10 protein-coding genes are annotated in these 11749 nt (G+C 67.2%); 5 read left to right on the plus strand and 5 right to left on the minus strand.

What is annotated here, in order from left to right; all coding sequences use genetic code 11:
* The 3 genes from I55_RS37230 to I55_RS18795 form a co-directional block, all read left to right on the plus strand.
* Positions 1-383: hypothetical protein (locus I55_RS37230; protein ID WP_044562115.1), on the plus strand; the 383-nt coding region annotated here is incomplete at its 5' end.
* Positions 352-1653 carry a methyl-accepting chemotaxis protein gene (locus tag I55_RS39090; RefSeq protein ID WP_044562116.1) on the plus strand — a complete coding sequence of 434 codons (1302 nt, stop codon included), beginning with the start codon at positions 352-354 and terminating at the stop codon, positions 1651-1653. The genes I55_RS37230 and I55_RS39090, both read left to right, overlap by 32 nt.
* Positions 1654-1864: 211 nt before the next feature.
* Positions 1865-2833, plus strand: coding sequence for an RNA polymerase factor sigma-32 (locus I55_RS18795; protein WP_044562117.1), 969 nt, complete (start codon positions 1865-1867; stop codon positions 2831-2833).
* A 130-nt stretch (positions 2834-2963) separates the two neighbouring features.
* Here I55_RS18795 and ggt read toward each other — a convergent pair whose 3' ends face one another.
* From ggt to I55_RS18810, 3 genes are all read right to left on the minus strand, one after another.
* Positions 2964-4811 carry a gamma-glutamyltransferase gene (ggt, locus tag I55_RS18800; protein ID WP_252181207.1) on the minus strand — a complete coding sequence of 616 codons (1848 nt, stop codon included), beginning with the start codon at positions 4809-4811 and terminating at the stop codon, positions 2964-2966.
* A 301-nt stretch (positions 4812-5112) separates the two neighbouring features.
* Positions 5113-5700 (minus strand): cold-shock protein, encoded by a 588-nt coding sequence (locus I55_RS18805; protein ID WP_044562118.1) that lies wholly within the window; start codon positions 5698-5700, stop codon positions 5113-5115.
* Between the two features lie 293 nt (positions 5701-5993).
* Positions 5994-7451: a sigma-54 dependent transcriptional regulator gene (locus I55_RS18810; protein WP_044562119.1), complete on the minus strand. Its 1458-nt coding sequence runs from the start codon at positions 7449-7451 to the stop codon at positions 5994-5996.
* A 240-nt stretch (positions 7452-7691) separates the two neighbouring features.
* Here I55_RS18810 and I55_RS18815 point away from each other — a divergent pair, with 240 nt between their 5' ends.
* Together I55_RS18815 and ykgO are read left to right on the plus strand one after the other, a co-directional pair.
* On the plus strand, positions 7692-8678 hold the full coding sequence (locus I55_RS18815; RefSeq protein WP_044562120.1) for a class I SAM-dependent methyltransferase: 987 nt from the start codon (positions 7692-7694) through the stop codon (positions 8676-8678).
* 96 nt (positions 8679-8774) lie between these two features.
* Positions 8775-8900 (plus strand): type B 50S ribosomal protein L36, encoded by a 126-nt coding sequence (gene ykgO, locus I55_RS18820; RefSeq protein WP_012973122.1) that lies wholly within the window; start codon positions 8775-8777, stop codon positions 8898-8900.
* A gap of 239 nt (positions 8901-9139) precedes the next feature.
* Here the strand turns inward: ykgO and I55_RS18825 are convergent, their stop codons facing one another.
* Positions 9140-11194, minus strand: coding sequence for a M13 family metallopeptidase (locus I55_RS18825; protein WP_252181208.1), 2055 nt, complete (start codon positions 11192-11194; stop codon positions 9140-9142).
* Between the two features lie 84 nt (positions 11195-11278).
* On the minus strand, positions 11279-11749 hold a 471-nt coding region (locus I55_RS18830), incomplete at its 5' end, for a M13-type metalloendopeptidase (RefSeq protein WP_148293832.1).

Genomic DNA, 11749 nt, shown 5'->3' on the forward strand with positions numbered 1-11749 from the left:
GGGGCGCCGCACACATCCTGCGTCATCCCGGCATGCCCCGGTGCGCTTTCCACCTCATGTGGCAAACCATCACCGGTGGCGGGGAATTCTTCGGTTACGTCCTGAATCGGGCAAAGAATGGCGACCATTACTGGGTCTTCGCCCACGTCACCCCCAGCAGGGACGGTGGGGGGCTCATCTCCGGCTATCACTCCAACAGGCGGGCACCGGATCCCGGGGTCATCGCCACCACGGTGGCGCCCCTGTATCAACGCCTTCTGGAGGAGGAGGGGCGGCACGGCACCCTGACCGCCGCCGTCGCCGCGGGCAGCCGGCTGCTGGCCCAGACCCTGACCGATTTGGACACGGACTATGACCGCTACATGTTCTCTCTGGAAGGCTAAGGCCGCCGTCCTGGCCGCCAATCCTGCGGCCCTGGCCGTCCTGTTGTCTTCCTCCACCTGGAATGGCGGCTGGTTCCTGGCGCCGCTGACCGCCGCCTTGCTGGCGGTGCTGGCAGCCTGGCACCTGCGTCGCCTGGGCCGGGAGATAGGGCGCGCGCGGGCCGTCCTCGATGCCTTGGCCGTCGGCGATTTCGAGGCCCGGGTGGTGGGTGTGTCCGAAGGGGGGGCGGTGGGCGCCCTGCAGCACGCCGTCAATGACGCCGCCGACCGGGCCGACGCCTTCGTGCGGGAGGCCCAGGCGGCGCTGGAGGCGGTCACCCGGCGGCAGGATCACCGCCGGGTCATCGAGAAGGGCATGCCCGGTGCCTATCGCAACGCCGCCCGGGTCATCAACGCCGCGACCGCCGCCATGGGCGCCAAGGCCGCCGCCTTCCGCGCCACCACCGACCGCTTCGAGACCGGCATGCGCGACGTGGGCGAAGGGTTGGCCCAAGCGGCGTGCCAGGTGCAGCACGCGGCGGAGGAAATGGCGCGGGCGGCGGAAGTCACGCAGGATCAGTCGCTGATGGTGGCGGGCTCCGCCCAGCAGGCCAGCGGCAACGTCCAGATGGTGGCCGCGGCGGCGGACGAGCTGTCGGTGTCCATCGCCGAAATCGGGGTCCAGGTGGACCGTTCCACCGCCATTTCCGGCCAGGCGGTGCGCCGCACGGGTGACACCACGCGCGAGGTGGCGGGCCTGGCGGACGCCGCCGCCCGCATCGACGCCATGGTGGCGCTGATCACCGACATCGCCAGCCAGACCAATCTGCTGGCTTTGAACGCCACCATCGAGGCCGCGCGGGCGGGAGAGGCCGGGAGGGGCTTCGCCGTCGTGGCGGGGGAGGTCAAGAACCTGGCCGGCCAGACCGCGCGGGCGACGGAGGACATCCAGGGCCTGGTGGGCACCATCCATGCCGCCACCCGGGCGGCCGTGGGCTCCATGACCGATGTCGCCCGTGTCATCGACGACGTCAACGCCATCACCGTCTCCATCGCCTCCGCCGTGGACCAGCAGCGGGCGGCGACGGTGGAAATCGCGCGGAACGTTGAGCAGGCGGCACAGGGGGCCGCCGACGTCTCCGGCCGAATGGGCACGGTTAATGACAGCGCCAGCCAGGCGGGCGGCGCGGCTGGTCGATTGTTGACCGCCGCCGCCGGTCTGGCCCGCCAGTCGGAAGAGATGAACCACGACCTCAACACCTTCCTCACCGCCTTGCGTCAGGTGGTGTAGGCAGGGAACGGCCCATTTCGTCAGCGAACTGGTGCGCCTTGGGTACGCCGCGACCTTGTTCAAGACCGTTAACCCAATCTTCAGATGTCTCGGCAAAAGATGGCAGTGTGGTGAACGGGATGGCGTTGGCTGAGCCCCGAACGCCACGCCAACTTAGGACCAAGTCCGGCGCCGTGGGGCGACCTGGACGGTACTGAAAAGGGGACGGGCGATGGGTTCATTCTCTTCCGAGTCGGTCGACCTGCTGCGGGCCTATACGGCCCAGGCCAATCGCTACCCCATGCTGTCGCCCGAGCGCGAGCTGGAACTGGCCCAGCGCTGGGCCGCCGGCCAGGACCAGCGCGCCGCCGATGAGTTGGTGCACAGCCATATGCGCCTGGCCATCAAGATCGCCTCGCGCTATGCCCGCTCCGGCCTGCCGGTGGGCGACCTGATTTCGGAAGCCAACATCGGCTTGGTCAAGGCGGTGCAACGCTTCGACCCGTCGCGTGGCTTCCGCCTGGCCACCTACGCCCTGTGGTGGATCCGTGCCGAGGTCCAGTCCTACGTCCTGCACAATTGGTCCATGCTGAAGGGCGGCAACACCGCGGCCCTGAAACGCCTGTTCTTCAACCTGCGCCAGGCCCAGCGCCGGCTGGGCATCCAGGACCGCATGATGACGGACGAGGAAGCCGAGCGTATCGCGGGGGAAATGGACGCCACGGTGGAGGAGGTGCGCGAGATGGAGCACCGCTTCGCCACCCCCGTCGCCTCGCTGAACGTGTCGATGGGTGAGGATAACGACCAGGAGGCCATGGATCTGCTGGCCGATGACACCGAGTCGGTGGAAAGCCGCCTGGCCGATGGCAGCGAACTGCGCCAGCGCAAGGGGCTGATGCTGGACGCGCTGAAATCCTTGGGTGACCGCGAGCGTCACATCTTCATTTCCCGCAATTTGGCGGAGGAGCCGGTGACGCTGGAACGGCTGGCGCAGCACTACGGCGTCAGCAAGGAACGCATCCGCCAGATAGAGACCGGCGCCTACAGCAAGGTGGCGCGGTGCGTTCGCCGCGCGGCCGAGGGCGGCGGCAGCATCGCCGCCCCCATCCTGCCCATGGCGGCCAAGCGCGCCAAATCCGGCATGGGCCGCGTGCCCACCGCCAACGACATCATGGCCCAGGCGGCGCGGTCGGCGGCTTGAGGCACTTGGGCCTAGGCTTGTAGCTCAGGCGCCGGCGGCCCATCCGGGCCCCCAGCTGTCCCTCTTGCTCTTAACCTGTTCGGGATGGAGCGGGACGCGATCCGGTGATTCGCCCTGTTCGCGTCCCGCTTTAATCTCCCGCCGCCAGCCCTTCCCGGCGGGGGTCGACGCCGCCTTCCAGGCCGGTGGCGGTGCGCTTGATGACGTGCAGGCCGCTGGGCATGGACTTCAGTTCCACCTTCTGGCCCAGCGCCTCCAGCCCGGCCTTCAGGGGTGGGGCCCAGGGGCCGCTTTCCAGGGCCGTCGTGCCGTTGCGGTTGATGATGCGCGGCAGGCTGACCGCCTCTTGCGCGTCCAGGCCCCAGTCCAACGCCGCGATGATGGTTTCCGCGACATAGCCGATGATGGCCGGCCCGCCGGGCGAGCCCACCACCAGCACGGGCTTGCCCGCCTGGTCGAAGACAATGGTGGGCGCCATGGAGGAGCGGGGCCGCTTGCCCGCCGCCACGGCGTTGGCCACGGGCAAGCCGCTGTTGGGGCCGGGGCCGGGGGCGGTCGGGATGAAGGAGAAGTCGGTCAGCTGGTTGTTCAGCACATAGCCGTCGACCGCCATGCCCGAGCCGAATGCGAATTCCACCGAGGTGGTGAAGGACACGGTCATGCCGCTGCCGTCCATCAGCGACATGTGGGAGGTGGAGGGGATGTCCGCCTGCCAACCGGGGCCATAGAGCGCACCCTGCCTCTGCGGCGGCACGCCAGCCGCCACCGGCCCCTGCGCTGCGTGCGCCGGGTCGATCAGCTTCGCCCGCTCCGCTAGGTAGCCCTTGTCCAGCAAGCCTTTGGGCACGGTGACGAAGGCCGGGTCGCCGACATACAGGTCGCGGTCGGCGTAGGCCAGGCGGCTGGCCTCCACCATCAGGTGCCAGGCGGTGGGCGAGTCCTTGCCCAGGCCCTTCATGTCGAAATGTTCCAGCAGGCCCAGCATCTCCACGATGGCGATGCCGCCGGAACTGCTGGGCCCCATGCTGCACACCGTCCACTGGTGGTAGGGCGCGCACAGGGGATCGCGCTCCTCCACCTTATAGGCCACCAAGTCCTGGGTGGTGACCAGGGCGGGAGCCCCCCCGGGTGTGTTAGCCGGCAGGGCGCTGTCGGCCAGGTGCCTGGCCAGATCCTGGCCCAGGGCACCGCGATAGAAGGCGTCCGGCCCCTGGGTCGCCAGCACCTCCAGCGTGTGGGCCATGGCGGGGTTGCGGAAGGTCTCCCCCGCCTGCAGCGGTGTCGGCGTGCCGTCGGCGCCGGTGTGGAAGAACAGGGCCACCATGTCGGGCCGGTCCTTCAGGATGGGTGTCAGGCCCTTCAGCAGCAGGGCCAGGCGGGGGCTGACGGTGAAGCCGTCGCGCGCCAGCGTGATGGCTGGCTGGAACAGGGTGGCCCAGGGCAGCTTGCCATAGCGCTTGTGCGCCTCCGCCAGCAGGGCGGGGATGCCGGGCGTGCCCACGGCCCGGCCGCCGTCGAAGGCCCGCATCAGGGGCATGGGCCGGCCGTCCGGCCCCACGAAGCGATCGGGCGTGGACCCCGCCGGTGCCGTCTCCCGGCCGTCCAGCGACGCCAGTTTGCCTGTCTTCGGGTCCCACACCAGCATGTAGCCGCCACCGCCCAAGCCGGAGGATTGGGGCTCCACCAGGCCCAGCACCAACTGCACGGCGATGGCGGCATCCACCGCGCTGCCACCCTGGCGCAGCATGGCATGTCCCGCCTCCACCGCCAGCGGGTTGGCGGCCACCACCATGTCGGACTTGGTCCGCACCAGCGGCCGGGGCGTGAAGGGGGATGCCAGCTCAGGATCGCCCCCCTGGGCGTGCGCCGGGTTGGATAGGGCCAGGGGCGACAAGGCCAGGGCGCCGGCCACCAGGGCGGCGGCCAGGGAATGATGCCGGGGATGGGCGGGGGCGGACGGCCGGTCGGTATTCTTCATGCCCGTGACAATGGCATGGGTATGCCGGGCTGAAAACCGTGGAACAACGCGCGTGCCGCGGGACCAAGGTGGCGCGGGGCGTTCGGCGAGGTAGCGCTACCATGCGCGAAAAGTAAAACGCGCCGCCCTGGTGGACGGCGCGTTCCCATGTCTCCGGCCCGCAAATAAAACTCCCCATCCGCCAATCCTGTGGATTCACCGGGCGTTGGCGGGTTGGGGATAATCCATCTTTCGGGAAACAGGAAATCCGGCGCCGGGTTTCCCCAGCGCCGGCCTATCCCGTTCTACCAGATCGAATGGATCAGAGGACTTCCACGCGATTGGCCTGCGGACCCTTCTGACCCATGCTGGTCGTCAGGCGCACCCGCTGCTCCGGCGCCAGGGCGCGGACGCCCGAACGCTCAAGCGCGGTGATGTGGACGAACACGTCCTTCCCGCCGCCGTCCGGGGTCACGAAGCCGAAGCCCTTGTCGGCGCTGTAGAACTTCACAGTGCCTTCAATGGTTTCGGTCGGGCCGCTGGACTCCCAGCCGCCACCGCCGCCGGCGCGACGCGGGGCGCCGGCACCGAAGCTGTCGCGGCGACCGCCGCCCATGCCGCCGCCCATGCCGCCGCCACCACCGGGGGTGGCCGTCGACTCATCCACGCTGTGGATGGCGGCAACCTGCGGGCCCTTCTGGCCCTGGGACAGGTCGCAATTGATGGTGGTGCCGTCAGCCAGGCTGTCATGGCCGAAGGCCTGCACGACGGAGGCGTGCAGGAAGGCGTCCGGGGACCCGTCGGACAGGGTCACGAAACCGAAACCTTTGGTGGGATTGTACCACTTGACGGTAGCGTTGACGCTCCGGCGGGTGATCTGCGGGCTCTGCGGAGAACGGCGCTCATACATGTGATTTGAACTCGAATGTAGTCGATAAAGTGCTTGGCCGGGGGCACCGGTCGCAAGGACGGACCCTACCGCGCGCCCCTCCCAAGCCGGATCTGGATGCGCAGGATTTCCTCCTGTGTGCCAGCTTATACCGAAAAAAACGCGACTGCACCAGCCATGCAATGCTGTGGATGACAGTCGTTTAGGAGGCAGGGGCCCCGCGCCAGGCACAATCGCGGCATCGCGCTGGATAAGCCGCAATAACGGGTAGCAATGTTGGACGGCAGACCCCAGATGTGGGGATCTAACTCTAATCAGCCTGTGATCTTGATTTTCCACTGCTGAAGCTTGCGATAAATGGTCGACGGGCTGATTTCCAGCAGGGCCGCGGCGCGGGGCACGTCATCGCCCGTCAACGCAAGCGCACGTTGAATCGCCTGCTTCTCCAGCTGCCATAACGGCACGATCTCGGCCGCCGTGGCCAATGCGTCGACGATGGGGGAGGGCGGCATGCCGACCGGTGGCGGGGCGGGGTCCCGGGCCGGGCGGGGCTCGGCGCCGGCCTTGAACAACGGCTCGGGGCACACCGGTTCGGGGCGCAACGGTTCGGGCAGCATGGCGCGGGTCACCACCGGTCCGTCGTTCAACACCACCACATTGCGCAGGATGTTCTGCAACTGCCGGACGTTGCCTGGGAAGTCGTAGGCCTTCAGCGCCGACTCGGCATCCGGATCCAGGCGAACGAAGCTTTTGCCCTCCTCCTTCGCCATGTCCGCCAGGAAGTGGCGGGCGATCAGGCAGACGTCCTCCTCTCGCTCCCGCAAGGGGGGCAGGTGAATGGGCACCACATGCAGCCGGTAGTACAAGTCCTCACGGAAGCGCCCGGCCCCCACCTCGGCCAGCGGATCGCGGTTGGTGGCGGAGATGAAGCGGACGTCCACCTTCTCCATCTGCGTGCCGCCCACGGGCTGGAACATGCCGGTCTGGACGAAGCGCAGGATCTTGGCCTGCAACTCCATCGGCATCTCGCACACCTCGTCCAGGAACAGGGTGCCGCCGTCGGCTTGGCGGGCGGCCCCCGCCCGGTCGCTGACCGCCCCGGTGAAGGCGCCCTTCACATGGCCGAAGATCTCGCTTTCCAGCAGATCCCGGGGAATGGCGGCGCAATTGATGGCGATGAAGGCCTGGTCGCGGCGGGGGCTGCAGCGGTGGATGGCGTCGGCCGCCAGTTCCTTGCCGGTGCCGCTTTCGCCGGTCAGGAAGACGCTGGCCCGGCTGGACGCCACGCTTTCGATCAGGCGGTAGACCGTCTGCATCGGTGCGGAGGCGCCGACGAAGGAATGGAAGCTGCCCCGGTCCAGCTCGCGGCGGTAGTGGGCGACGATGCGGGTCAGCCGCCGCCGCTCCAGCGCGTTGCGCACGGTGACGATGAGCCGGGCGGCGGTGAAGGGTTTCACCAGGAAGTCGAAGGCGCCGTCGCGCATGGCTTCCACCGCCACGCTGATGGAGCCGTGGGCCGTCACCACGATGACCGGCAGATCGGGATGCGTCCCATGGGCGGCGCGCAGCACCTCCAGCCCATCAATGTCCGGCAGCTTCAAGTCCAGGACCAGGGCGCCGGGTGTGCGCAGGCGCAGGCTTTCCAGCGCCCCGGTCCCGGTTTCCTGGTGCTCCACCTCATACCCTTCGCTCTGCAGGTATTCCGTGTAGACCCGGGCCAGGGGGGCGGTGTCCTCGACAAGCAGCACCCGGTTGAGATCCGACTCGGTCATGGGCCTATCTGGTGTGGCGGGTGGATGGGGGCGCCGAACGACAAGTGTGCGACGCATGCTGCTGGAACCGTAGCGTGTTCGCGGCGCAGTCCTTGTACGGACGGCATAGGAAAAGCCTATTTCCCGCCCTGTCCAGGCGTCACCGCGACGCACGCGCGTTTCAGCATGGCCATTTCAACCGTCACGTATTCTCTGTACAATATGTTTCCGCGTTAATGTTCCATGGGGCTGGTTCCACGCATGTCTGCCCAGCAGGGCTCCAAGGGTGTGGCGTTGCCGCAGGCGACCTTCAAGGACCGTTTCGTCGCCTGGTGGGAAGGCTATGATCTGGCGACGCTGCTCAGCCGCCGTCCGCGGACGGAGGAGGACGCGGCGGACGACGCCGATGGGCACGCGCGCCACGCGGGAACGACGCAGTCCTCCACCGACCGCCGGACCCTGAACCGCTCCGGCAAGCCCCTGTGGACGGCGACCCGCGTGCAGGTGGCGGAAAAGATTTGGGGCGACGGCTACGCCACCCCCGGCGGCAACGACCACATCCCCACCCTGGTGAAGCCCCTGGGCCTGAACCCGGCCATGAGCGTGCTGGACCTCGCGGCCGGCCTGGGCGGGTCCACCCGCAGCATGGCCTCGCAGTTCGGCGCCTGGGTGACGGGGCTGGAGGCCAACCCCGTGCTGGCGGAGGCCGGCATGTTCCGCTCGCACAAGGCCGGCATGGCCCGCCAGGCGCCAGTGCAGCCCTTCGACCCGGAAACATTCTCCTGGCCCAAGCGCGTGGACGCCGTGTTCGCCAAGGAAGGCTTCTACACCGTCCGCAACAAGGACGGCCTGCTGGACGCGGTGGAGGCGGCGTTGAAACCGCGGGGCCATTTCCTGTTCACCGACTATGTCCTGGACAAGGCCAAGGCCAGCGGCCCCATCTTCAAGGGCTGGCTGGACCATGAGCCGGTGGAGCCGCACCCCTGGACCGTGGACCAGTATTCCCAGGGCCTGCAGCAGCGCAACCTGGACATCCGCATCACCGAGGACCTGTCCGACCTGCACCGCTCCCTCATCCTGACCGCCATCCAGGGGTTGGTGTCGCACCTGGAGCAGCACAGCATGGATCACGAGACCAAGGTGGCGGTGGTCGAGGAGGTGGAGCTGTGGGCCCGCCGGGTGGCCGTGCTGGACGCCGGTATCCGCCTCTACCGTTTCTATGTCTTGAAGCCGGCGGATATCAGCTGACCGATTTTACGATATGACTCAGGTTGACAGGCGGGCCCGGCCTTACTATTTTCCCGGCCTCGAACCGTGATCCATCCAAGTGCCCGAGTCCAAATCATGAAGATCGTCAATTCCCTCAAGTCGATGAAGACCCGCCACAAGGCTTGCCGCGTCATCCGCCGCAAGGGTCGCGTGTACGTCATCAACAAGCAGAACCCGCGCTTCAAGGCCCGTCAGGGCTAATTTAAGCGCTTCTGCCCCGTGGCCGGTTCGCCGGCCATAGGAACCAAAGGCCGCGCCTGAATGAAGGCGCGGTTTTTGTTTTGGGTGATTCGCGCTTTACCTCAGGTGCCAGGGACGCAGCCGCGGGTCCCACGGGATGGGCGGGGTGCGACCGCCCGTGAAAAAGCCCCGCCAGCGGTTGCCGGCGGGGCTTTTCATTTGGGCGGGCGACTCCGGCTGGAGTCGCCTGCCGTATCCGCTTACCAGACCTTGCAGGCCTTGGCGCCGCGGTTCATGGGGGTGTCGGCCTTGCAGTTGAAGGCCTTGGCGAACTCTGGATTGTTGGAGACGACGCCGTTCACCCGGAATTCCGACAGGGAATGGACGTCTGTGATCGCCTGGTCTCGTTTGGCGTCGTCGCGCTGGTTGCTGCACCACACCTGAGCATAGCCCAGGAAGAACTTCTGCTCGGCGGAGAATCGGCCGTCCTTCTTGGCGGCCTTGTTGCCCTTCAGCGTGGCCATCAGGGCCTTCAGAGCGATGGCGTGGCCGCCATTGTCGGCCAGGTTCTCGCCCAGGGTGGCCTTGCCGTTGATATGCACGTCATCGATGGCGACAAAGCCGTCGTACTCATCCACCACGCACTGGGCGCGGGCCTCGAACTTCTTGGCGTCCTCGGCGGTCCACCAGTCCTTCAGGTTGCCGTCCTTGTCGTACTGGCGGCCCTGGTCGTCGAAGCCGTGGGTCATCTCATGGCCGATGACCGCCCCGATGGCGCCGTAGTTGATGGCGTCGTCGGCCCCGGCAAAATAGAAGGGCGGCTGCAGGATGCCCGCCGGGAAATTGATGTCGTTCTCCGTCGGGTCGTAATAGGCGTTCACCGTCGGCGGGCTCATCAGCCAGTCAGTCCGGTCGTGCGGCTTGCCGATCTTGGCCAGCTGGCGCGCCGTCTCGAACGCGGTGGCGCGCTCCACATTACCCGGCAGGTCGTCTTTCTTGATCACGACCGAGGAGTAGTCGCGCCACTTGTCGGGATAGCCGATCTTGTCGACGATGGCGTCCAGCTTCTCATGCGCGCGCTTCTTGGTCTCGGGGCTCATCCAGTCCAGCTGGTCGATATCGACCGAATAGGCCGCCTTCAGGTTTTTCACCATGGTCAGCATCTTGGCCTTTTGGTCGCCACCGAAGGCGGCCTTCACGTAGTACTTGCCCAGATCCTCGCCGAGCGCGTCATCCGTCTCCATGACGCAGCGCTTCCAGCGCGGCAGGTTCTGTTCCACGCCGCGCAGCTTCTTGGAATAGAAGCTGAACCGTTCATCCACGAAGGCCTTGGACAGCCGGCTTGAGTAGGTGTGCGCCACGTGCCAGGACAGATAGGTCTTCACGTCGTCGACCGAGGCGCCGGCCAGGATGACCTGCAGCGCCTTGAAGAAGTCGGGCTCGGTCACGTTCAGGGTCTGGAACGCTGGCGCACCGGCGGCCTTGAAGTAGTCCGCCCAGGCGAAGCCAGGGACCAGGGTGGACAGGGTGCCCACCGGCTCCTTGTGGTTCACCTTCTGCGGGTCGTTGCGATCGGCCAGGCTCAGCGAGGCCTTGGCCAGGTCCGTCTCCATGCGCATCACCACCTTGGCCTTGGCGTCGGCTGCCGCCGGGGTGTCGCCCAGCAGCTGGAAGGTGCGCGACACATGCTCGACATAGGCTTGGCGGATGCCGTCGAACTTGGCGCCTTCGCGGACGTAATAGTCGCGGTTGGGCAGCCCCAGGCCACCCTGGTCGATGATGGCGATGTCCTGGCGCGCGTCCTCGAAGTCGGCCTGCGAGCCGAAGCCGAACAGCACGTCCACGCCCACGGCGTGCAGGGCAGCCGCCAGGGCCGGCAGCCGCTCTTTGCCCGGCAGGGCCTTGATCTGATCCAACAGTGGCTGGATGGGGGCCGCACCCTTGGCGTCGGCCCCTGCTTCGTCCATGCAGGCGGCGTAGAAGTCGCCCACTCGCTGGTTGTCGGCGTTGGGATGGGCGATCACATCCTCCAACGCCGTCTTCAGGATCATCTGGTTGCGCTCATGCAGGGCGTTGAAGCTGCCCCACCGCGACTGGTCGCTGGGTATGGGGTTGGCCTTCATCCAGGGCCCGCAGGCGTATTGGTAGAAGTTCTGGCAAGGATCGACCGACTCGTCGACCTGCGGCAGCGCCGCCTCGGTCTTGGCCGGCTTGGTCGTGTTCGCCGCATGGGCCGCGAGTGGCAGGGCCAGCAATGCGGTCGCCAGGGCGATGGGGGCGGTCCGGTTCAAAATCCCCGCGATCGGTTTGCTCATGAGGGATGCTCCACCTTTTGTCGTTATGCTTCTTTGAAATGAATGGGGCGCCGGCTTGGCACCGGCGCCCTGTCAGGACCGCTCTCACCAGACGCGGCAGGCTTTCTCGCCAGCCACCATCTTGTCGGTGGGCTTGCAGTTGAAGGCCTCCGCGAACTCCGTCATGTTCGACAGCGTGCCGTTCACGCGGTACTCGCCCAGCGAATGCGGGTCGGTCTGGGCCTGCAGCCGCCGGTACTCCGGCCGCGCCTCGCCGCACCAGACCTGGGCGAAGCCGTAGAAGAAGCGCTGGGCCGCCGTCAGGCCACCGATCTTCTCATCCTTCTTCTTGCCCAGCCGTTCCATCAGCGCGCGATAGGCCACGCGGATGCCGCCGTTGTCGGCGGTGTTCTCACCCAGCTTCAGCTTGCCATTCTCCTTCACGTCGCCGTCGGCGACATAGCCGCCGTACTGGTCGAACAGGCACTGGGCGCGGGCCTTGAATTTCTCCGCGTCGTCGGCCGTCCACCAGTCCTTCAGGTTGCCGTCACCATCCAACTTGCGGCCCCTGGTCGT

The organism is Azospirillum sp. B4 (assembly GCF_000333275.1).
Taxonomy (GTDB): Bacteria; Pseudomonadota; Alphaproteobacteria; order Azospirillales; family Azospirillaceae; genus Nitrospirillum.

Coding starts and splice junctions, on each gene's coding strand:
- I55_RS39090 (WP_044562116.1), top strand. CDS start 352: ATGACCGCTACATGTTCTCTCTGGAAGGCTAAGGCCGCCGTCCTGGCC.
- I55_RS18795 (WP_044562117.1), top strand. CDS start 1,865: ATGGGTTCATTCTCTTCCGAGTCGGTCGACCTGCTGCGGGCCTATACG.
- ggt (WP_252181207.1), bottom strand. CDS start 4,811: ATGAAGAATACCGACCGGCCGTCCGCCCCCGCCCATCCCCGGCATCAT.
- I55_RS18805 (WP_044562118.1), bottom strand. CDS start 5,700: ATGTATGAGCGCCGTTCTCCGCAGAGCCCGCAGATCACCCGCCGGAGC.
- I55_RS18810 (WP_044562119.1), bottom strand. CDS start 7,451: ATGACCGAGTCGGATCTCAACCGGGTGCTGCTTGTCGAGGACACCGCC.
- I55_RS18815 (WP_044562120.1), top strand. CDS start 7,692: ATGTCTGCCCAGCAGGGCTCCAAGGGTGTGGCGTTGCCGCAGGCGACC.
- ykgO (WP_012973122.1), top strand. CDS start 8,775: ATGAAGATCGTCAATTCCCTCAAGTCGATGAAGACCCGCCACAAGGCT.
- I55_RS18825 (WP_252181208.1), bottom strand. CDS start 11,194: ATGAGCAAACCGATCGCGGGGATTTTGAACCGGACCGCCCCCATCGCC.